Source organism: Pseudomonadales bacterium, from assembly GCA_041395665.1.
Lineage (GTDB): Bacteria > Pseudomonadota > Gammaproteobacteria > Pseudomonadales > UBA7239 > UBA7239.
Genome location: JAWLAB010000001.1, coordinates 71,273 through 96,292, shown reverse-complemented (window position 1 = coordinate 96,292; position 25,020 = coordinate 71,273). Strand labels below are relative to the sequence as shown.

The window sequence follows — 25,020 nt, the reverse complement described above, 5'->3', positions numbered from 1 at the left end:
CCTGAAAATTTGTATTCGCTATGCCCCATAAAATTATTGCACTGCTTAAAGACGGGAATACGCATTCTGGCGTTGAGTTGGGGCGTGCCTTGAAGATCACGCGATCTGCTGTGAGCAAGCAGATCGCAAAATTGAAAGAAATGGGCTTTGAGGTCGAATGTGTCAAAGGAGTTGGATATCGTATTGCGATGCCTTTCGATCAGCTGGATGCTTCTGCGATTAAAAGTTTTTTTGCCAAAACTGCGTTGGATTTCATTCCTGAGCTTGATGTGCTTTGGTCAATTCCATCAACGAATGATTATGTGGCATCGAAAATAAAAAATGGTGAAGTAACGAGTTCTGGTTTTGTGTGTGTTGCGGAGCATCAGAGCGCAGGGAGAGGTAGGCGAGGAAAATTGTGGGCTAGTCCTTTGGGTGGTGGGTTATATTTATCGTTGGCTTGGCGTTTTGAGCAGGGTGCAGAGTCGTTGGAGGGCTTTAGTCTTTCTGTTGCAATGGCTATCATAAAAAAACTTGAGCAACAGTTTTTAATCAAGAATCTTAAAATTAAATGGCCCAACGATATCTTCTTGGATGAAAAAAAAGTCGGCGGGATATTGATTGATGTGATGGGCGAGGCTGGCGGCCCTTGTTGGGTTGTTGTTGGTGTGGGTTTAAATATTTATGGTGATGCGTTGACGGCATTAAGTATCGATCAGCCGTGGACGACGCTCTCTGCAGGTGCTAAAAAAAACATTTCAAGAAATCAGTTGGCGTCGTCTATCGTTGTTGCTCTTACGGAAAATTCGCATGCATATGCTAGCAAGGGTTTTGAAATATCAGAAAAAGAATGGAATAAATATGATGTGTTCTATAACAAAAAAGTGATTGTGAAAATGGGCGAAGCTGAGTTTTTTTCAGGCGTTTCTAAAGGCATCTCAAGCGCAGGCGGGTTGATAGTTGAGTCTGATGGCGTACGCAGGGTTATGAAATCTGGAGAAGTAAGCCTGCGTGGCATCTGATACGAGCCGTGACGCTTTGTAGGTCTATTATTGGTTTCGGAATTAATTGGATAAATCAGGAGATATTTTGTGCGTTGGACGATGATTGGATTGTTTTTGCTAAATATTGTTTTTGCAGTATGGGGCTGGCTTGGGTATAGCTATACCAAGAATGTCGAGTCTTTAGACGCAGTCGTTTCAGATGTAGATAGTATGCCTGGTGCTCGATTGGTTTTGTTAAAGGAGCAGCAGGCAGGAGCGCCAGCTACGAGTCTTACCATTCCGTCTCCCCCAAATGAACAGCCTCCCTTGCCTGCTTTGGCAGAAACAGCAGCGACACAGATATGCACGCTCTTGGGGCCGGTGCTGCAGAGCGAGGATGCCAAGGCACTCATAGGGCGGTTGGCGGCATTGCAGATAAACGCCAAGTATGTGGCGTTACAGGTGGCAGGGAGTCCTGATTATTGGGTATACCTAAACCCTGAGCCGACAAAAGACTTGGCCGTCGCTAAATTGCGAGAACTGCAAGGAAAGAAAATTGATAGCTTCTTGGTTTCGCAGGGTGATTTGACTAATGGTATTTCGCTGGGAATCTTTGATAGTAGAGAGAACGCAGAAAAACACCAGCAGGCTATTGTCCAATTAGGGTATGACGCTAAGTTGAGGGAGAATTCTCGCAATTACCTTGAGCAGTGGGTGGCTATTTACCCGGATCAGGTAAGCGGTTTTAGCCCTGAGCTGTATAACCAGCTTCATTCTGAAAATTCTAAGCTGGATTTACGCAAGGATGAGTGCGGCAAGGTTGCTTCCGTCATAGACATTCACTAGAATGCCGCGCTCTGTAATTCAGTGCCGATTTTAATTGCAGAAAATGCTGGCGTAGCTCAGTCGGTAGAGCAGCTGACTTGTAATCAGCCGGTCGGGGGTTCGACTCCTCTCGCCAGCTCCAAATTCGTTAAATAAGTAAGGTATTCGTTGACAAGTAACGAGGGCGTCAGGAAAATGGCCGACCCTTTTTCGGAGAGGTTCCCGAGCGGCCAAAGGGATCAGACTGTAAATCTGACGCGAAAGCTTCGCTGGTTCGAATCCAGCCCTCTCCACCAGTATAGATGCCCAATAATGGGTTGGGTGTTTTTAGTTTGGCGGGCATAGTTCAGTGGTAGAACCTCAGCCTTCCAAGCTGATGATGCGGGTTCGATTCCCGCTGCCCGCTCCAAGATTGGTTTAAGTGAGCTTAGGGTTGCGGCTCATATAGCTCAGTTGGTAGAGCACTTCCTTGGTAAGGAAGAGGTCACCGGTTCAAATCCGGTTATGAGCTCCATTTCTGCATAGCTCAATTGGGTTTGTGTTAAGGCAATAGATATTTAAGTGAGGAAATAGCAATGGCAAAGGCAGCATTTGAGCGTAAAAAACCCCACGTAAACGTAGGCACAATTGGCCACGTTGACCACGGTAAAACTACTTTGACAGCGGCGCTGACCATCGTGTGCGCAGAAGTGTGGGGCGGCGAGAAAAAAGGCTATGACCAAATTGACGCAGCGCCAGAAGAAAAAGCGCGCGGTATCACCATTAACACTTCTCACGTTGAGTATGAGTCTGCTGAGCGTCACTACGCGCACGTAGACTGCCCAGGGCACGCTGACTATGTTAAAAACATGATCACGGGTGCTGCCCAGATGGACGGCGCGATTCTGGTGTGTTCAGCCGCTGACGGCCCAATGCCACAAACGCGTGAGCACATCCTGTTGTCTCGTCAGGTTGGCGTCCCTTACATTGTAGTGTTCCTGAACAAAGCCGACATGGTTGACGACGCAGAGTTGTTGGAGCTGGTTGAGATGGAAGTGCGTGAACTGTTGAGCCAGTACAACTTCCCAGGTGACGACACCCCAATCATCATCGGCTCTGCGCTGATGGCGGTTGAAGGCAAAGATGACAACGGTCACGGCACTACTGCGGTGAAAAAACTGGTTGAAACTTTGGATAGCTACATCCCGATGCCAGAGCGCGCTATCGACAAGCCGTTCCTGATGCCTATCGAAGACGTATTCTCTATCGCGGGTCGCGGTACTGTAGTTACCGGTCGTGTAGAGCGTGGCATTGTTAAGACTGGCGATGAAGTGGAAATCGTCGGTATCCGAGCTACCACCAAAACTACCGTTACCGGCGTTGAGATGTTCCGTAAATTGCTCGACGAAGGTCGTGCGGGTGAAAACATCGGTGCGCTGTTGCGTGGCACCAAGCGTGAAGATGTAGAGCGTGGCCAAGTGTTGTCTAAGCCAGGCAGCATCAAGCCGCACACCAAGTTCGAATCAGAAATCTATGTGTTGTCCAAAGACGAAGGTGGTCGTCACACGCCATTCTTCAAAGGTTATCGTCCACAGTTCTACTTCCGTACTACGGATGTGACGGGCGAGATTCAGTTGGCAGAAGGCGTAGAAATGGTTATGCCTGGCGACAACGTACAAATGACGGTGACTTTGATCGCACCTATTGCGATGGAAGACGGTTTGCGCTTCGCGATTCGTGAAGGCGGCCGTACTGTAGGCGCCGGTGTTGTTGCAAAAATTATTGAGTGATTTATAGCGTTTTGCGATGAAAGTAGAGTGTTTAACGGCACTCTGCTTTTTGTCGTTTTAGGTGGTTTATAGGCCAGTAGTTCAATTGGTAGAGCACCGGTCTCCAAAACCGGGTGTTGGGGGTTCGAGTCCCTCCTGGCCTGCCAAAGTTGTTGGTTTGTTTGATTGAAGCAAAGGCGTGAAATGAGCAGCAAGACAGAAGAGCGCGGCACAAAAGACCAAACCAGTCAGCTTGATACTTTTAAGTGGATGGTCGTTGGTTTGATCGTTGTTGGCGGTGTATACGGCTTTTACTACTTCTCCGACAATTATCCAGTGGTATATCGCTCCTTGGCACTGGTTCCTGTAGCGGCCATCGCAATTTATGTGGCCATCCTTACTGCACAAGGTCGAGCATTTTTTTCCTTGTTGCGCGAATCGGTTGTTGAGACGCGCCGCATCGTATGGCCTACGCGCCAAGAAGCGGTACAAACCACTCTAGTGGTTATGGGTTTTGTTGTGTTGATGGCATTAGTTCTTTGGGGATTGGATGCTGCGTTTGCAAAACTAATCTCGGCTGTTATTGGCTAATTGGGGGAGAATGGATTATGGCCAAGCGCTGGTACGTTGTTCATGCCTACTCAGGATTTGAAAAGAAAGTTGCTGCAGCTTTGAAAGAGCGCGTTGAACGTGCGGGCATGCAAGAAATGTTTGGCGAAATTCTTGTGCCGACGGAAGAAGTGGTTGAAATGCGTGCGGGTCAGAAACGCAAAAGCGAGCGCAAGTTTTTTCCTGGCTATGTGTTGGTTCACATGGAGCTGAATGATGACTCATGGCACTTGGTAAAAGAAACGCCAAGAGTGATGGGTTTTATCGGCGGCAAAGCAGATAACCCTGCGCCGATTACGGATGCTGAAGCTGAATTGATTTTGCGCCGTGTTGAAGTGGGCAGTGAGAAACCTCGCCCTAAAACTATTTTTGAGCCGGGTGAAATGGTGCGTGTGGTCGATGGGCCATTCAATGATTTCAATGGTGTTGTTGAAGAAGTGAACTACGATAAAAACCGTTTGCGTGTGGCTGTGTTGATTTTTGGTCGTTCAACACCGGTTGAATTGGATTTTGGTCAAGTCGAAAAGGCTTGATATTAAGAATATGCGGCTAATACCGCATTAAGGTGCAGATACAATGTAAGTTGCATCTGCGGGGAGCCGAAGAAGGAAGATCACTCGTTGATTTTCTGGAGGCGCTAACACCCATTTGAGGGTTTATTTATGGCAAAGAAAGTACAGGCCTATATCAAACTGCAAGTTAAAGCAGGTCAGGCCAATCCAAGTCCACCAGTTGGCCCTGCCTTGGGTCAGCACGGCGTTAATATCATGGAATTCTGTAAGGCGTTTAACGCAGCCACTCAAGGCCTTGAGCCTGGTTTGCCTACGCCTGTGGTGATTACGGTTTATTCGGATCGTAGCTTCACCTTTATCACCAAAACTCCACCAGCAGCGGTTTTGTTGATGAAGGCAGCAGGCATTAAAGGCGGTAGCGGCGTGCCCAATAAAAATAAAGTGGGCAAATTAACGCGCGCACAAGTAGAAGAAATTGCAAAACAAAAAATGCCAGACTTGACGGCGGCCAACATGGACGCAGCAGTGCGCACCATTGCAGGCAGTGCGCGCAGTGCTGGTATTGAAGTGGAGGGTGTGTGAGATGGCTAAGATAAGTAAACGCGCCCAAGCAATTAGCGCCAAAGTTCAATCAGGAAAACAATACGCGATCGCTGATGCGGTGGCTTTGCTGAAAGAAATTTCAACCGTAAAATTTAGCGAAACTGTTGATGTGTCCGTTAACCTCGGCATTGATGCGCGCAAATCAGATCAATCTGTGCGTGGCGCGACAACATTGCCGCACGGTTCAGGTAAATCGGTTCGTGTCGCTGTATTTACACAGGGCGCAGCAGCAGATGCAGCAAAAGCAGCCGGTGCTGAATTGGTTGGCATGGAAGATTTGGCCGAGCAAATCAAAGGCGGCTTGATGGATTTTGATGTTGTCATCGCCTCGCCTGATGCTATGCGTGTGGTTGGTGCTTTGGGTCAAGTGCTTGGTCCTCGCGGTCTGATGCCAAACCCTAAAACTGGCACAGTAACGCCGGATGTTGTGACGGCTGTGAAAAATGCTAAAGCAGGTCAGGTGCGTTTCCGCGCTGACAAAAATGGCATCATCCATGGCGGTATTGGCAAAATCAATTTTGATGTAACGGCGATCAAAGAAAATTTGGAAGCGGTTATCAATGATTTGAAAAAAGCCAAGCCCAGCACGGCGAAAGGCATCTATCTGAAAAAAATTACGCTTTCGACCACGATGGGTCCTGGTTTGGTTATTGATCAGGCTTCTTTAAATATTTGAAGTTATTTTGGTTTGGGGTTCGGGCGAAATATTGGTAAATATTTCGTCTGAATTGTCAAAAATCGCAGGTGTTGGTTGGAGTTTTCTCTGCTGACTTAAAAGCGCAAACAGCATCTCGCTGTGATGCAAGGCCCGCGTAGACGGTTAGCCCAGTTCAGGTTTTTTGCGTAAGCAGTCTGGATTCGAGCGCCGAAAGGTTCGTGTTTTATTTTGTGGTTAAAGCACGGTAAATCAATGATCAGTTTTACTGATCCAGTCCAGGAGAAATGCTGTGGCATTAGCACTCGAAGACAAAAAAGCGATTGTCGCTGAAGTCCAGAATGCAGCTAAAAGCGCGCTGTCTGCTGTTGTTGCCGATTCTAGAGGCGTAACGGTCGATAAGATGGATGCGCTTCGTAAGCAGGCTCGCGAAAGTGGTGTATGGTTGAGAGTGGTTCGTAACACTCTAGCTAAACGCGCTATTCAAGGCACAGATTACGAATGTTTAGCTGATAGTTTGGTAGGCCCAAGTATTATCGCGTTCTCAAACGAACATCCAGGCGCCGGTGCGCGTATTCTGAAAGATTTCGCTAAAGATAACGATAAGTTTGAACTCAAAGCGGCTTGTTTTGAGGGGGCTTTGGTAGATATTGGCATGTTGGCGACATTGCCGACTTACGAAGAAGCAATTTCTAAGTTGATGAGCGTTCTGAAAGAAGCTTCAGCTGGCAAGTTGGTTCGTACAATAGCTGCCGTTCGCGATCAAAAAGAGCAACAAGCGGCGTAATTTTTCGCTGGTTGTTCTGAAAATTTTATTGAGCAAAATTCAAAGTTAAGAGGAAATGAAAATGGCACTGTCAAAAGAAGACATCATCAATGCAATTTCTGAAATGTCTGTAAAAGATGTAGTTGAATTGATTTCTGCAATGGAAGAAAAGTTCGGTGTAACGGCTGCTGTTGCTGCTGTTGCTGCTGCTGGCCCTGCCGCTGCCGCTGCTGAAGAGCAAACTGAGTTCAACATCATCCTGACTAGCGCAGGCGAGAAGAAAGTTAACGTTATCAAGGTAGTGCGTGAACTGACTGGCTTGGGCTTGAAAGAAGCGAAAGACTTGGTTGATGGCGCACCTTCAACCGTGAAAGAAGGTGCTTCTAAAGCCGAAGCTGAAGACGCTAAGAAGAAGTTAGAGGAAGCTGGCGCAGCTGTTGAACTCAAGTAATAACACGCTATAGGTGTTGTTCTTGCGCAACAAGATGTTATGCAGTGAGAGCAAGGGGCTGGCGGAGTAAATATCCGTCGGCCTTTTTGTGCTTCTGAAGTTTTAAGCAAGGAATGTATCGTGACGATCAAATGATTGGCCGCGATTAGTAAAACACACGATTATATTGGGGAATACAGATGGCTTACTCATACACAGAGAAGAAGCGTATTCGGAAGGATTTCGGCAAGCTGCCACAGGTGATGGATATCCCATCATTGCTGGCGATTCAGTTGGAGTCTTACCAGAGTTTCACGCAAGAGCACGCCGCAGTGAAGGCTCGTGCGGATGTTGGCTTGCAGGCCGCATTCAATTCGGTATTCCCTATTACCAGTTACAACGGTGCGGCTGCGCTGGAGTATGTTGATTACACACTCGGCAAGCCGCTGTTTGATGTCAGTGAATCCAAACTGCGTGGCGTAACTTATGCAGCACCACTGCGCGTGAAGGTGCGTTTGGTAATTTACGATCGCGAATCAAGCAACAAGGCGATCAAAGATATTAAAGAGCAAGAAGTGTACATGGGTGAAATTCCACTCATGACGGAATACGGCACATTTATCGTTAACGGCACAGAGCGCGTTGTTGTGTCTCAGTTGCACCGTTCGCCAGGTGTGTTTTTTGATCACGACAAGGGTAAAACACACAGCTCGGGCAAGTTGCTGTACAACGCAAGAATTATTCCCTATCGCGGTTCTTGGTTGGATTTTGAATTCGACCCTAAAGATTTGGTGTTTGTGCGCATCGATCGCCGCCGTAAATTGGCTGCGACAATTCTGCTGCGCGCCATTGGTTACAGCACAGAAGAAATGCTGGCCATGTTTTTTGAGAATGATCACTTCAATGTGCTGGAAGACGGCGGCTATCAGCTGAACTTGGTGCCTTCCCGTTTGCGCGGTGATATTGCTGCATTTGATATTGTCGACAACAAAGGCAATGTCATCGTTGAAGAAGGTCGTCGTATTACAGCAAGACATATCAAGCAATTGGAAAAAGCCAATGTTGATAAGTTGCAGGTGCCTGATACTTATTTGCACGGCCACTCATTGGCAAAAGATCTTGTGAACCCTAAGACCGGCGAAGTGTTGTTTGAGTGCAACACCGTTATCGCTGCAGATGTTTTGAAAAAAATCAAAGATGCCGGTATCTCAGAATTTGAAACCATCTATACCAATGATTTGGATTGTGGTGCATTTATTTCTGAAACACTGCGTGTCGATCCGAGTCGCACACAGCTAGAAGCCTTGGTAGAAATTTACCGCATGATGCGCCCTGGTGAGCCGCCGACCAAAGACGCAGCGGAGAATCTTTTCCAGAACTTGTTTTTCTCGCAAGAGCGCTATGAGTTATCGACTGTCGGTCGTATGAAGTTCAACCGCCGTTTGGGTCGTGAAGAAATCAAAGGCGAAGGTACTTTATCGCGTGAAGACATCGTTGATGTGCTGCGTTGCTTAATTGATATTCGTAACGGTAAAGGCATTGTTGATGATATCGATCACTTAGGAAATCGCCGCGTTCGTTCTGTCGGTGAAATGGCAGAAAACCAATTCCGTATCGGTTTGGTGCGTGTAGAGCGCGCGGTAAAAGAGCGTTTGTCTGTTGCAGAAAGCGAAGGCTTGATGCCGCAAGATTTAATTAATGCCAAACCAGTTGCTGCTGCTGTGAAAGAGTTTTTTGGTTCTTCGCAGTTGTCGCAGTTTATGGATCAAAACAACCCACTGTCTGAGATCACGCACAAGCGCCGTGTATCAGCGTTGGGTCCAGGTGGTTTGACGCGTGAGCGCGCTGGCTTTGAAGTGCGCGATGTGCATCCAACGCATTACGGTCGTGTATGCCCAATTGAAACGCCGGAAGGCCCAAACATTGGTTTGATTAACTCGCTGGCGACTTATGCGCGTACTAACGATTACGGTTTTATTGAAACGCCTTACCGTAAAGTGATTGATGGCAAAGTGACAGATGAAATTGAATATCTGTCAGCGATCAACGAAGCAGAGTGCGTCATCGCGCAGGCTTCTGCAAAAATTGAAAAAGGAAAGTTGGTTGAGGATTTGGTCGCTGTGCGTCACCTCAATGAATTTACCGTCAAGCCGCCGCAAGATGTGCAGTACATGGATGTGTCGCCGCGTCAGGTGGTATCCGTTGCTGCATCGCTGATCCCATTCTTGGAGCACGATGACGCAAACCGTGCCTTGATGGGTTCCAACATGCAGCGCCAAGCGGTACCAACACTGCGTGCACAAAAGCCGCTGGTTGGAACCGGTATGGAGCGTGTCGTTGCTACAGATTCTGGCGTGTGTGTTATTGCGCGTCGCGGCGGTGTGATTGATAGCATTGATGCGGGCCGCATTGTGGTGCGTGTCAATGAAGATGAAGTAGCAAAAGGCGATGCGGGCGTTGATATTTACAACCTCATCAAATACACGCGTTCTAACCAAAACACTTGCATCAACCAGCGTCCGATTGTGCGCCCTGGTGATGTGATTGCAATTGGTGATGTGTTGGCGGATGGCGTATCGGTTGACCTCGGTGATTTGGCGCTGGGTCAAAATATGCGCATCGCTTTTATGCCGTGGAATGGCTACAACTTCGAAGACTCCATTCTGCTGTCTGAGCGTGTGGTGAAAGAAGATCGCTTTACTTCTATCCATATCCAAGAAATGACTTGTATTGCGCGAGACACCAAGCTCGGTGCAGAAGAAATCACTGCTGATATTCCGAATGTTGGCGAAGGTGCGCTGGGCAAGCTGGATGAATCCGGTATTGTTTATGTCGGCGCTGAAGTGAAAGCTGGTGATATTTTGGTTGGCAAAGTAACGCCCAAAGGTGAAACGCAATTAACGCCAGAAGAAAAATTGCTGCGCGCCATTTTTGGTGAAAAAGCGTCGGATGTAAAAGACACTTCTCTGCGTGTTCCTTCAAGCACTAAAGGCACGGTTATTGATGTGCAAGTGTTCACGCGCGATGGTCTGAAAAAAGATCAGCGTGCACTGGATATTGAGAAGAGCCAGTTGGATCAATATCGCAAAGACCTCAACGAAGAATTTCGCATCATGGAAGATGCAGTGCTTGAGCGTCTGCATGCGGCATTGTTGTCTGGCAAAGTCAGCGGCGGTGCGGGTCTGAAAAAAGGCACTGTGCTGACACAAGAATTGCTAGCGAGTTTAGAGCGTTCGGATTGGTTCAAACTGCGCATGGATGATAGTGCGCTGAATGATCAAATTGAAAAAGCAGAGCAGGGTCTTGCAGAGCGCAAAAAACTGCACGAAGAAATGTTTGAAGACAAACGCAAAAAAATCCAAGGTGGCGACAACCTCGCGCCTGGCGTTCTGAAGGTTGTCAAAGTGTATTTGGCAGTAAAACGCCGTGTACAACCGGGCGACAAAATGGCGGGTCGTCACGGTAACAAAGGTGTCGTATCGGTCATCATGCCGGTTGAAGATATGCCTTACGATCAAAACGGTGAGCCCGTGGATGTGGTATTGAATCCATTGGGTGTTCCATCGCGGATGAATGTCGGCCAAATCTTGGAAACGCATTTGGGTCTGGCGGCAAAAGGTCTCGGCGAAAAAATTGACGCTATGTTGAAAGAGCAGCGCAAAACAGCTGAAGTGCGCAAATTCCTCGACAGTATTTATTCGTCTGGCGCAGGTCGCTCTGAAAGTATTTCGTCATTGACCGATGCGGAAGTGCTGACGCTGGCGGGGAATCTGCGTGAAGGTGTGCCGATGGCGACGCCGGTGTTCAATGGTGCGCATGAATCAGAAATTAAGGCGTTATTGAGTTTGGCTGATATGCCTGAGTCTGGGCAGATGACTTTGTACGATGGCCGTACCGGTGATGCGTTTGAGCGTCCAGTGACCGTGGGTTACATGTACATGCTCAAGCTCAACCACTTGGTCGATGACAAAATGCATGCGCGTTCTACCGGTTCTTACTCGCTGGTTACACAGCAGCCGTTGGGTGGTAAAGCGCAATTCGGTGGTCAGCGTTTTGGTGAGATGGAAGTGTGGGCGCTGGAAGCTTATGGTGCCGCTTACACCTTGCAAGAAATGTTGACTGTTAAATCGGATGATGTCGCAGGTCGTACCAAAATGTATAAAAACATTGTGGATGGCGATTACCGCATGGAGCCAGGCATGCCGGAATCATTCAATGTATTGGTGAAAGAAATTCGCTCACTCGGTATTGATATCGAGCTTGAGTCAGACCACTGAGAGCGGAGGATTAGATCATGAAAGATTTGATGAGTTTGTTGAAGTCCTCGCAAGAGCACGCTGTTGAATTTGACAGCATTCGTATTGGCCTTGCTTCGCCAGAAATGATCCGTTCGTGGTCATTTGGTGAAGTCAAAAAACCAGAGACGATTAACTACCGCACATTCAAGCCAGAAAGAGATGGTTTGTTTTGCGCAAAAATCTTTGGACCAATCAAAGATTACGAGTGTCTCTGCGGTAAATACAAGCGCTTAAAACATCGCGGTGTTATTTGCGAAAAATGTGGCGTTGAAGTGGCATTGGCTAAAGTGCGTCGTGAGCGCATGGGGCATATTGAATTGGCGTCACCCGTTGCGCACATTTGGTTTTTGAAATCGCTGCCTAGCCGTATCGGTATGTTGTTGGATATGACGCTGCGTGATATCGAGCGCGTGTTGTATTTTGAATCATTTGTTGTCATCGATCCAGGCATGACCACACTTGAAAAAGGTCAGTTGCTCGGTGATGAAGAGTATTACCAATGCATGGAAGAATTTGGCGATGATTTCGAAGCCAAAATGGGCGCAGAAGCCATCCAAGCATTGCTGCAAGATATCGACATTGATGGTGAAGTGATTCGTTTGCGTGAAGAAATTCAGGTAACGACAGCAGAAACCAAGCTGAAGAAACAGTCCAAGCGTTTGAAGTTGTTGGAAGGTTTTCAAGCGTCTAAAAATAAACCTGAGTGGATGGTGCTGGAAGCGCTGCCTGTATTGCCACCTGATTTGCGTCCTTTAGTGCCGTTGGATGGTGGTCGTTTTGCAACTTCTGATCTCAACGATTTGTATCGTCGTGTTATCAACCGTAACAACCGCTTGAAGCGACTGCTGGACCTCAACGCGCCCGACATCATCGTGCGTAATGAAAAACGCATGTTGCAAGAATCAGTGGATGCGCTGCTGGATAACGGTCGTCGCGGTCGTGCGATTACCGGCAGCAACAAACGCCCACTGAAATCTTTGGCTGACATGATCAAAGGCAAGCAAGGTCGTTTCCGTCAAAACTTGCTCGGTAAACGCGTTGATTATTCTGGTCGTTCAGTAATCGTTGTGGGTCCTACACTGAAATTGCACCAGTGTGGTCTGCCGAAAAAAATGGCACTCGAATTGTTCAAGCCATTTATTTTTGGCAAGTTGGAGTTGCGCGGTTTGGCAACCACCATCAAAGCAGCGAAAAAAATGGTCGAGCGCGAAACTGCAGAAGTGTGGGATATTCTCGCTGAAGTGATTCGTGAACACCCCGTGTTGTTGAATCGTGCACCAACCTTGCACCGTTTGGGTATCCAAGCGTTTGAGCCTGTGTTGATTGAAGGTAAAGCGATTCAATTGCATCCATTAGTGTGTTCAGCATTCAACGCTGACTTCGACGGTGACCAAATGGCGGTGCATGTGCCGTTGACTTTGGAAGCACAGTTAGAAGCGCGTGCGTTGATGATGTCCACCAATAATATTTTGTCGCCTGCAAACGGTGAGCCGATCATCGTGCCTTCGCAAGATGTGGTCTTGGGTTTGTATTGGATGACGCGTGAGCGCATCAATGCCAAAGGCGAAGGTCGTGCGTTTGCGGATATCAAAGAAGTGAGTCGCGCTTACTACGGCAAGCAATTAGATTTGCAGGCCAAAATTAAAGTGCGCATTCACGAAGTGTTGTTTGATGAAGACACTGGTGCGCGCACAGAAAGCACTAAGTTGTATGACACGACTGCGGGTCGCGCATTGTTGTGGGATATCGTACCGGAAGGCTTGTCTTTCGATTTGATCAATCGCCCAATGGTGAAAAAAGCTATTTCGCGTGTCATTAACCAGTGCTATCGCAATGTAGGTTTGAAAGCGACGGTTATTTTTGCTGATAAATTGATGTACACCGGTTATGACTTCTCAACGAAGTCGGGTGCATCGATTGGCGTTAATGATTTTGCTATTCCAAAAGAAAAAGCGGCCATCATTGAAAAAGCGGATGCGGAAGTGACTGAAATCGAACAGCAGTTTGCTTCGGGTTTGGTAACGCACGGCGAGAAGTACAACAAGGTGATTGATATTTGGTCGCGCGCCAATGATCAAGTTGCCAAATGCATGATGGAAAACTTATCGAAAGAAGCGGCGACCACCAGCAAAGGCGAACAGGTGCAACAGGATTCGTTCAATTCTGTTTACATCATGGCGGATTCTGGTGCGCGGGGTTCTGCGGCACAGATTCGTCAGTTGGCTGGTATGCGTGGTTTGATGGCGCGTCCTGATGGCTCGATCATTGAGACACCTATCACGGCAAACTTCCGCGAAGGTTTGAATGTATTGCAGTACTTTATTTCTACGCACGGTGCGCGCAAAGGTTTGGCGGATACGGCGTTGAAAACGGCAAACTCTGGTTACTTGACGCGCCGTTTGGTCGATGTGGCACAAGACTTGGTGGTAACAGAAGTTGATTGTGGCACCGACGAAGGTTTGACCATGACGCCTGTTATCGAGGGTGGTGATATTATCGAATCGTTGGGCGATCGTATTTTGGGTCGCGTTGTTGCCGTTGATGTATTAGTGCCGGGCAAAAAAGAAACCGCCATTGCTGCCGGTACGATGATCGATGAAAAATTGGTGATCGAAATTGAGCGCATGGGTATTGACGAAGTGTTAGTGCGCTCGCCAATTACTTGTAAAACGCGTTTCGGCATTTGCTCCACTTGCTACGGTCGCGATCTTGCGCGCGGTCACTTGGTGAATGTGGGTGAAGCGGCTGGTGTTATGGCGGCGCAGTCTATCGGTGAGCCTGGTACGCAGTTGACGATGCGTACCTTCCACATCGGTGGTGCGGCATCGCGTGCTTCTGCGGCTGACAGTGTACAAGTGAAAAAAGGCGGTGTTGTTCGCCTGCTCAATATCAAAACGGTAGAGCGCGCGACCGGTGAGTTGGTTGCAGTATCGCGTTCTGGTCAGTTGGCGATTGCTGATGAAAACGGTCGTGAGCGTGAGCGTTATAAATTACCTTACGGCGCCGTGATTTCTGTAAAAGAGGGTGCCACGGTTGAAGCGGGAGCTATCGTCGCGAAGTGGGAGCCGCATACACACCCCATCATTTCTGAAGTGGCGGGTAAAGTGCGCTTCTCGGATATGGAAGATAACCTCAGCATCCGTCGTCAGACCGATGAATTGACCGGTTTGTCTAACATTCAGGTTATTGACCCGAATGAGCGCCCTGCGGCAGGTAAAGATTTAAAACCGGCTGTCACGCTGTTAGACGCAAAAGGCAAGGAAGTGTGCCTGCCGAACTCTACAATGCCGGCGCACTACATGTTGCCTTCCAACGCAATTGTCGTACTGACAGACGGTGGTATGGCGGGCGTGGGTGAAATCGTTGCGCGTATTCCACAAGAAGGTTTGAAAACACGCGATATCACAGGTGGTTTGCCACGCGTTGCTGACTTGTTTGAAGCGCGTAAACCGAAAGAACCAGCGATTTTGGCTGAAGTATCGGGTATCGTCAGCTTTGGCAAAGAAACCAAGGGTAAGCGTCGTTTGGTGATTACGCCTACTGACGGCAAACCTTTATCAGATGGCAGCAGCAGTTGGGAATTGTTAATTCCTAAGCAGCGCCAGTTGTCTGTATTCGAAGGTGAAAGCGTAGAGCGTGGCGAAGTTGTTGCTGAAGGCCCACCAAACCCGCACGATATTCTTCGCTTGAAGGGTATTGAAGATTTGGCGCGTTATGTCGTGAACGAGGTGCAAGAAGTTTATCGCCTACAAGGTGTAAAAATTAACGATAAGCACATCGAAGTTATTGTTCGTCAAATGTTGCGCAAAGTAGAAATCCAAGAAATGGGTGACTCCTCTTATGTGAAAGGCGAGCAGGCAGAGTTCAGTCACATTCAAGAAATCAACGAGCAGTTGGATGCTGCCGGTAAAATCTCAGCACAATACGAGCGTGTATTGTTGGGTATTACCAAAGCATCGTTGGCGACTGACTCGTTCGTTTCCGCGGCTTCGTTCCAAGAGACGACGCGTGTGTTAACTGAGGCGGCGGTTACTGGTAAGTACGATCCGCTGCGCGGCCTCAAAGAGAACGTTGTTGTTGGTCGTTTGATCCCTGCAGGTACGGGGCTTGCTTACCATAGCGAGCGCCGCAGAAAACGCTTGCAGGAAGAAACCGGCGTGTCGGTTGAAGAAATTGAAGCAGCACTGACAGAAGCCTTACAAACAAGCGTAACTTGATTGGTTTGTAAGAGACAATAAAAAAGCCCGCAGCGATGCGGGCTTTTTTATTGATATTGATTAGTGAATTAAAAAACTACGGCAGTGCAGTATCAATATTATTCTTAAAGTGAAAAATCCTGCCCCAAATAAACATCGCGCACTTTTGCGTTGTTGAGCACTTCATGAGATGTGCCTTCGGCAATGATGTGTCCTTCTCCGACGATATAGGCGCGCTGACAAATAGAGAGTGTCTCGCGAACATTGTGATCGGTAATCAATACGCCAATATTTTTAGATTGCAGGTGGTGGACGATTTGTTTGATGTCAGCCACGGAAATAGGATCAACACCAGCAAATGGCTCGTCGAGCAAAATGAAACGCGGTTCGCTGGCTAATGCGCGTGCGATTTCAACACGGCGTCTTTCGCCGCCGGACAGGCTCATACCCAAGGAATCTGCAATGTGCGTAATGTGCAGCTCTTGCATCAACTCGTCAGCAATATTCGCGCGCTGTGCAGACGATAGTTCTTTGCGTGTTTCGAGGATGGCGAGAATATTATTGCGCGCGCTCAGTTTGCGAAACACAGATGCTTCTTGCGGTAGATAGCCCAAACCGCGCTGCGCTCTGCTGTGCATGGGCAGATGTGTAATATTTTCATCGTCGAGAAAAATTTCACCTTTATCCGCAGGAATCAAGCCGACCATCATGTAAAAGCAAGTGGTTTTACCGGCGCCGTTAGGCCCGAGTAAGCCGACAATTTCACCGCTAGAAACCTGCAGTGAAACATCGTTAACAACATTGCGTTTTTTATAGGTTTTGCCGAGATGTTGGGCGCGAAGCGTGCTGGCTGTGGTCACGGTGCAATTACTCAGATGATTTATTGGCTTTTTCGCTAGTGGATGGCGGGATGATTACCGTAATGCGCCGACTGTTGTCATTGCCACCAGATTTCGAAGCCTGCGCTTTGACGCGTTCAGTTTTTGTGTCGTATTCGATGCGATCACCTTTGATGCTGCCGCTCTCCTGTTTCAAGCTGGCATTGTCTTGTAGGGTGATTAGATTTTTGGCGACATTGAAATAAATATTCAGTGCTTGGGCATCAACAACATCTTTGGGGCCAGTGAGTTGTTGATGATAAGTAGCAGGGCTACCCGTGGCGTGGATGTTGGTCAGTTTATTGTTGTTATCGCTATTCAACACAACTTTGCCTGCTGTGATATGAATACTGCCCTGCTTAACATCAACATTGCCGGTGTAAGTAGTCACACCAGTTTTTGCATCACGCTCGGCACTGTCGGCCTGAATTTCTATCGGTTGACTACGATCATTTGGCAGCGCAAATACGCTGTTGGCGGTGAGTGCAAATCCGACGGCGATAAGTTTAGCGAGAGGCTTCATGAATCTCCTTGACGCGTGAAGGTAGTTTTAGTTGATCTCGTCCCATATCAGCCCACATGCCGACAGCTTGAGTGACGCTATTGCGCACTTGTATGGTAACAGCTTTATCTGTGTGAGCGAGTTTGGCCTCGGTATTGATATGTAAGTAGTCGCTGGTGATGCGCGTGGGGCCTTTGGGCGTTGCGTCGCTAAATAGGGTGGCATTACCGTATAAATCAATAATGTTACTGGTTTGATAAACCGTTGCGTTATCAGCGGTCACTTCCCATGGTGTGGGTGGTTTTTTATCGCTGCCGCGTTGCGTGAAATATAAATGTGGCGATTCAATTAGGCTGCGTTTGTCGGCATCAAAAGACGAGATTTTTTTGCCGAGTAGCGTGCGTATTTTTTTTCCATTTTCATCAAAAGCATCCAGCTGCGCATTTTCAATAACCGTATCAGCTTGTGAGCTAGTGTTTGTATTGGTGGTAGTGAGTGGCGATGAGATTTTTTTTTCATCGGTAATGCTGAGTCCAATGAGCGCCAAAAGAATCACAATAGCTGTTGCGATTATCTGCCGCACTCGGCTCGAAAAAAATGAAGGAAGATTTTGCAAGATATGAGGCATAGGGTCAGCCTTGGGAGTAGCGAGTAAACACAGCGTCTAATAATGCCTGTGCCTGCAGGATAAATTCTGCAGCTTCGCGCACTGCGCCATGACCACCCGCATTCGTTGTTACAAGATTGGCATGTTGCCGCACGATGTTGACAGCGTTGGCCGGCGCGATGCCGAGCCCTGCTTGGCGAATGGCGGCGAGGTCAGGCAGGTCATCACCCATATAAGCGACGGCAGTGCAGTCGATACCCAGCGTTTTAATGGTTTCATGCATGGCAGAGGCTTTGTCCTCACGCCCTTGCACTACAAGCTCAATGCCTAATTCGCGCGCACGGCATTCGACCATCGGGCTGATGCGCCCTGTGATGATGCCTACCTGTATGCCTGCTTGCTGCAACAGTTTGATGCCGAGGCCGTCGTGGATATGAAAGCTCTTCAGCTCTCGCCCTTCGCTGTCGTAAGTGATACGGCCGTCTGAGAGCACGCCGTCTACATCGAGCAACAACAGTCGGATGGTGCGCGCTAGTTCTTGAGGAGTAGCCATTACATCGATTCCGTTTACGCCACGCCGGCTTTCAGCATGTCGTGCAAATGCACAATGCCTTCCACGCGTTGGCTCGTGTCGGTAACCACGAGGGCGGTAATGTGTCTGCGCTCCATGATGGCCAAGGCTTCAGCGGCGAGCAAGTGCTTGCCGACGGTTTGGCTATTACGCGTCATCACTTGGCTGATAGCCGTGCTGTGTAGGTCGGTCATATTGTGTTGCAGCGTGCGGCGCAAATCACCGTCGGTAAAAACGCCCAAGAGTTGCTGTTGGTCATCGCAGATGGTGGTCAAGCCCAAGCCTTTAGCATTCATGGTGAGCAGGGCATCAATCAGCGGCGTATTGGGTGTCACAACCGGTATGCGATCACCGCTGTGCATGATGTCTTCAACCTTGAGCAGCAGCTTGCGACCCAGTGCGCCGCCAGGGTGTGAGAAGGCAAAATCCTCGGCAGTAAAGCCGCGCGCTTCTAGTAGGGCTATAGCCAGCGCATCGCCCATGACCAGCGCCACGGTGGTGCTGGCAGTCGGGGCTAAATCCAGCGGGCAGGCTTCGGATTCCACACTGACATCCAAATGCACATCTGCGGCTTGCGCCATTGTCGATTGCACATTGCCTGTCATGCTGATTAGCGGCACTTCCATGCGCTTGATCAACGGCAACAAAGTCACCACTTCTGCGGTCGAACCGGAGTTGGAAAGAGCAATCACAACATCATTGCGTGTGATCATGCCCATATCGCCGTGGCTGGCTTCTCCTGGGTGTACAAAAAAAGCAGGGCTGCCTGTGCTAGCTAGCGTAGCAGCAACCTTACGGCCGATATGTCCTGACTTGCCCATGCCAGTGACGATGATGCGTCCAGCGCAGTTCAGTAGCAGCTCACAAGCGCGCACAAAATCAGCGTTGATGGCTTTTTGCAAACGATCAACTGCCGCGCATTCCACACGCACGGTGCGTAAGCCTGAGGCAAGAAAATCTTGTGTGTTGTGCGTTGCGTTCATCGTATGTTGGAAAGGCTGTTTCGTGCCGCGTTGCGTGCGCAAATGGTATAGTGCCGGCACTCAAAAGTCATGGTGAAAAGAGAGCTTTATTGCATGAATAGCCCGATCGACCAGTGGATAGAACAAGTGTTAAAAGATGCCTTATCTGCGGAGCAGGTACTGGTCGGTGGCGATGGACGCCATTTCGAGATTACTGTCGTTAGCGCGCAATTTGAAGGGCTGCGTCCTGTTAAAAAACAGCAAATGGTTTACGCCGCATTGAATGAAAAAATTGCCGACGGGACGATCCATGCCGTCATGATGCAGACGCTGACGCCTGCTGAGTGGCAGGCTCGTTGATCTTCCAAACCCTATCAATCTAATTTTTTGGTTACAGTTTTTAATGGATAAATTAATTATTACCGGCGGCAAACCGTTGTCTGGCGAGATTTATATTTCTGGCTCAAAAAACTCGGCGCTTCCCATTTTAGCGGCGACACTCCTGTGTGAGGAGCCAGTCGTACTTGGCAATCTGCCGCATCTGCACGACATCACCACCATGATTGAGCTGCTCGGTTGTATGGGTGTGAATGTGGTGGTGGATGAAAAAATGCGTGTCGAAGTGGATGCGAGCCAAGTGCAAGCATTTACCGCACCGTATGAGTTGGTCAAAACCATGCGTGCTTCGATTTTGGTATTGGGGCCGATGTTGGGTCGCTTTGGTCGTGCGCAAGTTTCTTTCCCTGGTGGTTGCGCGATTGGTTCACGACCTGTTGATTTGCATTTGCGCGGTATGGAAGCCTTAGGTGCAACTATCGAAGTGGAAGGTGGTTACATCAACGCTTTTTGTGAAGGTCGTTTAAAAGGTACAAAGATTTTTCTGGAAACGGTTACGGTTGGCGGCACAGAAAATATTTTGATGGCCGCTGTGTTGGCGGAAGGTCAAACCGAGATTCACAACGCTGCGTTGGAGCCGGAGATTGTTGACTTGGCCAATTGCTTGAATGCAATGGGTGCAGATATTACTGGTCACGGTACCGACACCATCATCGTGAATGGTGTCGAAAAATTGCACGGCTGTTCTTACGATGTGATGGCAGATCGCATTGAGACGGGCACTTATTTGGCGGCGGCGGCGGCAACAGGTGGTCGCGTAAAATTAAAAAATACGCAAGCCGATTCGCTGGAAGCAGTATTAGCTAAATTGCGTGAAGCGGGCGCAGAGATTGAAGTGGGTGATAACTACATCACTTTAGATATGAAGGGTAAGCGCCCGAAAGCAGTCAGTGTGCGCACAGCGCCGTACCCTGCATTCCCCACCGATATGCAAGCGCAGATCACGGCGATGAATGCGGTGGCAGAAGGTGTTGGCACCATCACTGAAACCATTTTTGAAAATCGATTGATTCAAGCGCATGAAATGAATCGTATGGGTGCAAAAATTGCCATCAATGGCAATCACGCTGTGGTGACGGGTGTACCTCGATTAAAAGGCGCGCCGGTGATGGCAACCGATCTGCGTGCATCTGCCAGTTTGGTGATTGCCGGTTTAGTGGCTGACGGGCAAACCGTGATTGACCGTATTTATCATATTGATCGCGGTTACGAATGTATTGAAGAAAAAATGATGCAGCTCGGCGCCAATATTCGCCGAGTGCCGGATTAAGTTATGAAGAAAAAAATTACCATCGCGCTGACTAAAGGTCGTTTGTTGCAAGAAACTTTACCGTTGCTTGCGCAAATCGGCATACAGCCTTTGGAAGATTTAACAACCTCGCGCAAATTGATTTTTGATACCACGCACAGCGATGTGCAGTTGGTGGTGTTGCGTGGCTCTGATGTGCCTACTTATGTGCAGTTTGGTATCGCAGATCTGGGTGTTTCCGGCAAAGATGTAATTTTGGAACATGGTGGCGAAGGATTTTACGAGCCGCTGGATTTGAATATTGCGCGCTGTCGTTTGATGACGGCAGGCATGGCAGGCGTTGCTCTAAAAGAAGGCCGTATTCGTGTCGCGACAAAATTTGTCAATGTTGCGCGGCGCTATTACGCCGAGCAGGGCAGGCAAGTCGATGTGATTAAGTTGTACGGCGCGATGGAGCTTGCGCCTTTGATGGGTTTGGCTGATGAAATTGTCGATATTGTTGATACCGGCAATACGCTGCGCGCGAACGGTTTGGAAGCGAGAGAAGTCATTGCGCCCATTACTTCGCGCTTGATCGTCAATAAAGCGACAATGAAAACGCAGCACACGCAAATTCAACCCTTGGTGGATGCCTTGGCGGCTGTTGTTGCGGCGAATGTGGTTGCTGCGAAAGGTGCAGCGTGAATATCCAAAGGAAAAGCTACGCAGGTCTCACTGACTTTGAATTGTTTTGGCAAGCGTTATCCGGTCAAGAATTAGAGCTGGATAAAAATGTGCGTCAGGTCGTGTTGGAAATTATTGCCACAGTTGTGCGCGATCGAGATGCTGCACTGTTGCAGTACACCAATCAGTTTGACGCACGCGATGTGCAGTCAATACAAGAACTGAGCGTCAGTGCAGAGCGCTTGCAGCAGGCGCTGAAAAATATTGATACGGAAAAACGCGCTGCTTTAGAAATTGCGGCGCAACGCATTCGTGATTTCCATCAACGCCAGTTGGTGGAATCGTGGAGCTACACCGAAGCGGATGGCACGGTGTTGGGCCAGCGCGTTACGCCGCTGGATCGCGTAGGTTTGTATGTGCCGGGCGGCAAGGCTTCTTATCCATCATCCGTGTTAATGAATGCGATTCCGGCAAAAGTGGCTGGCGTTGCGGAAGTGGTGATGGTGGTGCCTGCGCCGCGCGGCGAATTGAATGACATGGTGCTCGCGGCGGCGGCAATTGCCGGCGTGGACAAAGTGTTTACGATTGGTGGTGCACAAGCGGTTGCGGCTTTAGCTTACGGCACAGAAACCGTGCCGCGAGTGGATAAAATTGTTGGCCCTGGCAACATTTATGTTGCGACAGCGAAGCGCGAAGTGTTTGGCAAAGTTGGCATCGACATGATTGCCGGCCCCTCAGAAATTCTTGTGGTTTGTGATGGTGAAACCAATCCGGATTGGATTGCGATGGATTTATTTTCGCAAGCTGAACACGATGAAGACGCGCAAGCGATTCTGATTTCACCAGACAAGAATTTTCTGGATGCGGTGCAAGCTAGTTGTGAACGCTTGCTATCAACACTGGAGCGCAAAGACATCGTGCGCGCGGCGATGGAAAAACGCAGTGTCTTTATTCAAGTGAACGATTTAGATGAAGCTGCAGAACTGTGTAATTTTATTGCACCTGAACATTTGGAACTGTCTGTCGCTGAGCCGGAAAAATTGGCAGAAGAAATTCGCCACGCGGGTGCGATATTTTTAGGTCGCCATACGCCAGAAGCTCTGGGCGATTACTGCGCAGGCCCTAACCATGTGCTGCCAACTTCCGGTACAGCGCGCTTTTCATCGCCGCTGGGTGTGTATGATTTTCAAAAACGCACCTCGATGATCAATGTCTCTGCGCAAGGCGCAAACACTTTAGGTCGTGTCGCTTCTGTGTTGGCGCGCGGTGAAGGATTAACTGCGCACGCGCAGTCCGCTGAATATCGCTTGAAATAAATGAGGTTGCGATGAGCCGTTATTGGAGTCGTCTGGTTCACGAATTGGTGCCTTATGTGCCAGGAGAGCAACCTAAAATTGCCAATTTGGTGAAGTTAAATACCAACGAAAATCCTTATGGTCCTTCGCCAAAAGCACTGGCGGCGATGCAGCAGGCGATCAGTGACGATTTGCGTTTGTATCCCGATCCCGATTCCACGGTATTAAAGCAAGCTATTGCCAATTACTACGATGTTGGTGTCGAGAATGTGTTTGTCGGCAACGGCTCTGATGAAGTGCTGGCGCATATTTTTCACGGTTTGTTACAGCACGATGTGCCGATTTTATTTCCAGATATCACCTACAGTTTTTATCCCGTGTATTGCGGACTGTATAACATTGCCTATCGTCAGATTCCTTTGACGGCTGAGTTTGCCATTGATGTAGAGAATTATGTGCAGCCCAACGGCGGCATTATTTTCCCTAATCCCAATGCGCCGACAGGTGTGTTGTTGTCATTGGAAAAAATTGAATCGCTGCTGCAGCGCAACACCGATTCTGTGGTGGTGGTTGATGAGGCGTATATTGATTTTGGTGGCGAAAGTGCGATCTCGCTGACCAAAAAATATCCTCAGTTGTTAGTGACGCAAACGCTATCGAAGTCGCGCTCACTGGCTGGTTTGCGCGTAGGTTTGGCGGTCGGTCATGCCGATTTAATTGCTGGTTTAGAGCGCATCAAAAACAGTTTTAATTCTTACCCCTTGGGGCGCGCTGCCATTGTTGGTGCAGCAGCGGCTTTTGAGGATCGCGACTATTTTGAAAAAACCACACAACAAGTTATTGAAAGTCGTGATTTTGTCACAGCAGAATTGACTGCTTTGGGTTTTGAGGTGCTGCCTTCAGCTGCTAATTTTATTTTCGCGCGCCACCTGCAATGGAGTGGTGAAAAATTAGCGCAAACATTGCGTGAGAAAGCAGTATTGGTGCGTCATTTCAAAGGTGAGCGCACCGGCGATTACTTGCGTATTACTGTGGGGACGGAAGAGCAGAATCGAGTGTTGTTGGACAACTTGGAAAAAATTCTTGGCTGATAAGGTTTTCCTCATGACGCAGTCGTAAGAGTTGCGCCATGAGGAGTGAAGAACAAACGAATCAAAAACCTTCCAGCGTGGCATAGCGGTCGTAATGAAAGCGCGCACTACCCAGTAATTCTGCTGAAACACGAGCGCGTTTCAGGAACAGGCCGACATCCAATTCATCCGTCACGCCAATGCCGCCGTGCATTTGTGTGGCTTCGTTGCTGATCAGCTCGTAGGTGTCGCTGGTTTTTGCTTTGGCCGCGCTGACGAGTTGTGCGGCGTTATCTGCATTTTTTTCTAAAGCGTCTAACGCCAACATCAAAATGGATTTACACATTTCGATTTCAGTATACATATGCGCAGCGCGATGTTGCAGCGCTTGGAAAGTGCCGATTAGCACACCAAACTGTTTGCGTTCTTTCAGGTATTGCACGGTGCGCTCAAAAATTTCTTGCATGCCGCCAAACATTTCAGCAGTGAGACAGATGCGTCCATAGTCGAGTGCGCGTTCCAATGCCGGCAGGCCTTTATCGATTTCACCCAATAGGTGCGATTCTGGAATGCAGACATTGTCGAGCGCTAGCTTTGCGTAGCGTTGCGAATCGACCAGCGTGACCGCTTCGCGGCGTAAGCCTGTCGCTGCAACATCCACCAAAAACAAACTGATGTTTTGTGAGTTGCTGACGTGAGCAGAGACAACAAACAAATTGGCCGCGATGCCGCTGATGATGCGTGTCTTGTTGCCGTTGAGAATAAAAGTATTGCCTTCACGCGTTGCTGTGGTATTCACATGAGTAGGGTTGTGGTGATGCCCTTCATCGCAAGCGAGTGCAATGAATTTCTCACCGCTGATAAGTTGAGGCAACAGTGTTTGTTTTTGTTCTTCACTGCCGGCATGCAGAATGGTTGCGCCAGACAGGATGGAAGCTAGTAAAGGTGAAGCGACCAGTGTGCGCCCCAGTTCTTCCATGCAACCGGCTAAACCAGTACAGCCAAATTCAAAACCGCCGTAAGCTTCTGGGAAAAGTGCGCCAGACAAGCCCAGTTCAATCATGGATTGCCAAACGGTGTTGTCAAAACCTACGCCATCTTTTTGTTCGCGTAGTGCGCGGAATGAAGCGATGGGCGATTGATCGTTAGCAAAGCTGCGCACGCTGTCGCGCAATGCGCGTTGTTCTTCGTTAAATGCAAATGCCATGAATAATAGTCTCCTG

General features: G+C 48.7%; 22 protein-coding genes and 5 tRNA genes. 21 read left to right on the top strand and 6 right to left on the bottom strand.

The genetic code is table 11. The annotated features are described in order from the left end of the window. Positions 1-20: 20 nt before the first annotated feature. The 16 genes from R3E63_00595 (at position 21) to rpoC (ending at position 15,625) form a co-directional block, all read left to right on the top strand. Entirely contained in the window at positions 21-1,001 is a 981-nt protein-coding gene (locus R3E63_00595; GenBank protein MEZ5538467.1) for a biotin--[acetyl-CoA-carboxylase] ligase, read from the top strand. A 69-nt stretch (positions 1,002-1,070) separates the two neighbouring features. Next, positions 1,071-1,808: an SPOR domain-containing protein gene (locus R3E63_00590; protein ID MEZ5538466.1), complete on the top strand. Its 738-nt coding sequence runs from the start codon at positions 1,071-1,073 to the stop codon at positions 1,806-1,808. A 45-nt stretch (positions 1,809-1,853) separates the two neighbouring features. Next, positions 1,854-1,929: transfer RNA gene (locus R3E63_00585), tRNA-Thr, on the top strand. A 70-nt stretch (positions 1,930-1,999) separates the two neighbouring features. Continuing rightward, positions 2,000-2,083, top strand: a tRNA-Tyr gene (locus tag R3E63_00580). A 39-nt stretch (positions 2,084-2,122) separates the two neighbouring features. Next, positions 2,123-2,196 (top strand) — tRNA-Gly (locus tag R3E63_00575). 29 nt (positions 2,197-2,225) lie between these two features. Continuing rightward, positions 2,226-2,301: transfer RNA gene (locus R3E63_00570), tRNA-Thr, on the top strand. 61 nt (positions 2,302-2,362) lie between these two features. Further along, a complete protein-coding gene (gene tuf / locus R3E63_00565) occupies positions 2,363-3,556 on the top strand; it encodes an elongation factor Tu (protein ID MEZ5538465.1) in 1,194 nt (397 codons plus the stop codon). A gap of 70 nt (positions 3,557-3,626) precedes the next feature. After that, positions 3,627-3,702 (top strand) — tRNA-Trp (locus R3E63_00560). 37 nt (positions 3,703-3,739) lie between these two features. Further along, on the top strand, positions 3,740-4,126 hold the full coding sequence (gene secE / locus R3E63_00555; GenBank protein MEZ5538464.1) for a preprotein translocase subunit SecE: 387 nt from the start codon (positions 3,740-3,742) through the stop codon (positions 4,124-4,126). A 17-nt stretch (positions 4,127-4,143) separates the two neighbouring features. Beyond that, on the top strand, positions 4,144-4,677 hold the full coding sequence (gene nusG, locus R3E63_00550) for a transcription termination/antitermination protein NusG (GenBank protein ID MEZ5538463.1): 534 nt from the start codon (positions 4,144-4,146) through the stop codon (positions 4,675-4,677). A gap of 129 nt (positions 4,678-4,806) precedes the next feature. Continuing rightward, positions 4,807-5,238 carry a 50S ribosomal protein L11 gene (gene rplK, locus R3E63_00545; protein MEZ5538462.1) on the top strand — a complete coding sequence of 144 codons (432 nt, stop codon included), beginning with the start codon at positions 4,807-4,809 and terminating at the stop codon, positions 5,236-5,238. A gap of 1 nt (position 5,239) precedes the next feature. After that, the gene (gene rplA, locus R3E63_00540) at positions 5,240-5,935 is read left to right on the top strand and encodes a 50S ribosomal protein L1 (protein MEZ5538461.1); all 696 of its coding nucleotides are present in this window, start codon (positions 5,240-5,242) and stop codon (positions 5,933-5,935) included. A 271-nt stretch (positions 5,936-6,206) separates the two neighbouring features. After that, on the top strand, positions 6,207-6,701 hold the full coding sequence (rplJ, locus tag R3E63_00535; GenBank protein ID MEZ5538460.1) for a 50S ribosomal protein L10: 495 nt from the start codon (positions 6,207-6,209) through the stop codon (positions 6,699-6,701). A 61-nt stretch (positions 6,702-6,762) separates the two neighbouring features. After that, positions 6,763-7,131: a 50S ribosomal protein L7/L12 gene (gene rplL, locus R3E63_00530; GenBank protein ID MEZ5538459.1), complete on the top strand. Its 369-nt coding sequence runs from the start codon at positions 6,763-6,765 to the stop codon at positions 7,129-7,131. Positions 7,132-7,310: 179 nt separating this feature from the next. Next, positions 7,311-11,387, top strand: coding sequence for a DNA-directed RNA polymerase subunit beta (gene rpoB / locus R3E63_00525; GenBank protein ID MEZ5538458.1), 4,077 nt, complete (start codon positions 7,311-7,313; stop codon positions 11,385-11,387). 17 nt (positions 11,388-11,404) lie between these two features. After that, a complete protein-coding gene (rpoC, locus tag R3E63_00520; protein ID MEZ5538457.1) occupies positions 11,405-15,625 on the top strand; it encodes a DNA-directed RNA polymerase subunit beta' in 4,221 nt (1,406 codons plus the stop codon). Positions 15,626-15,729: 104 nt separating this feature from the next. Here rpoC and lptB read toward each other — a convergent pair whose 3' ends face one another. The 5 genes from lptB to R3E63_00495 are packed head-to-tail and all read right to left on the bottom strand — an operon-like array spanning position 15,730 to position 19,145. Then, positions 15,730-16,464, bottom strand: a complete 735-nt coding sequence (gene lptB, locus R3E63_00515) for an LPS export ABC transporter ATP-binding protein (GenBank protein MEZ5538456.1) — start codon at positions 16,462-16,464, stop codon at positions 15,730-15,732. 7 nt (positions 16,465-16,471) lie between these two features. Beyond that, a complete protein-coding gene (lptA, locus tag R3E63_00510; GenBank protein ID MEZ5538455.1) occupies positions 16,472-17,005 on the bottom strand; it encodes a lipopolysaccharide transport periplasmic protein LptA in 534 nt (177 codons plus the stop codon). Continuing rightward, positions 16,989-17,612: an LPS export ABC transporter periplasmic protein LptC gene (gene lptC / locus R3E63_00505; protein MEZ5538454.1), complete on the bottom strand. Its 624-nt coding sequence runs from the start codon at positions 17,610-17,612 to the stop codon at positions 16,989-16,991. The genes lptA and lptC overlap by 17 nt, the downstream gene beginning before the upstream one ends. A gap of 4 nt (positions 17,613-17,616) precedes the next feature. After that, a complete protein-coding gene (locus R3E63_00500) occupies positions 17,617-18,144 on the bottom strand; it encodes an HAD-IIIA family hydrolase (GenBank protein ID MEZ5538453.1) in 528 nt (175 codons plus the stop codon). A gap of 14 nt (positions 18,145-18,158) precedes the next feature. Next, positions 18,159-19,145 carry a KpsF/GutQ family sugar-phosphate isomerase gene (locus R3E63_00495; protein MEZ5538452.1) on the bottom strand — a complete coding sequence of 329 codons (987 nt, stop codon included), beginning with the start codon at positions 19,143-19,145 and terminating at the stop codon, positions 18,159-18,161. A gap of 93 nt (positions 19,146-19,238) precedes the next feature. Here R3E63_00495 and R3E63_00490 point away from each other — a divergent pair, with 93 nt between their 5' ends. Genes R3E63_00490 through hisC form a run of 5 tightly spaced genes read left to right on the top strand, consistent with a single transcriptional unit; the run spans position 19,239 to position 23,818 of the window. Further along, the gene (locus tag R3E63_00490; protein ID MEZ5538451.1) at positions 19,239-19,484 is read left to right on the top strand and encodes a BolA family protein; all 246 of its coding nucleotides are present in this window, start codon (positions 19,239-19,241) and stop codon (positions 19,482-19,484) included. A 43-nt stretch (positions 19,485-19,527) separates the two neighbouring features. Beyond that, the gene (gene murA, locus R3E63_00485; GenBank protein ID MEZ5538450.1) at positions 19,528-20,790 is read left to right on the top strand and encodes a UDP-N-acetylglucosamine 1-carboxyvinyltransferase; all 1,263 of its coding nucleotides are present in this window, start codon (positions 19,528-19,530) and stop codon (positions 20,788-20,790) included. Positions 20,791-20,793: 3 nt separating this feature from the next. Further along, positions 20,794-21,453, top strand: coding sequence for an ATP phosphoribosyltransferase (hisG, locus tag R3E63_00480; protein ID MEZ5538449.1), 660 nt, complete (start codon positions 20,794-20,796; stop codon positions 21,451-21,453). A 41-nt stretch (positions 21,454-21,494) separates the two neighbouring features. Further along, positions 21,495-22,748 (top strand): histidinol dehydrogenase, encoded by a 1,254-nt coding sequence (gene hisD / locus R3E63_00475; protein MEZ5538448.1) that lies wholly within the window; start codon positions 21,495-21,497, stop codon positions 22,746-22,748. An 11-nt stretch (positions 22,749-22,759) separates the two neighbouring features. Then, positions 22,760-23,818 carry a histidinol-phosphate transaminase gene (gene hisC / locus R3E63_00470; protein MEZ5538447.1) on the top strand — a complete coding sequence of 353 codons (1,059 nt, stop codon included), beginning with the start codon at positions 22,760-22,762 and terminating at the stop codon, positions 23,816-23,818. A gap of 61 nt (positions 23,819-23,879) precedes the next feature. Here the strand turns inward: hisC and R3E63_00465 are convergent, their stop codons facing one another. Then, entirely contained in the window at positions 23,880-25,004 is a 1,125-nt protein-coding gene (locus R3E63_00465; protein MEZ5538446.1) for an acyl-CoA dehydrogenase, read from the bottom strand. Positions 25,005-25,020 lie beyond the last annotated feature (16 nt).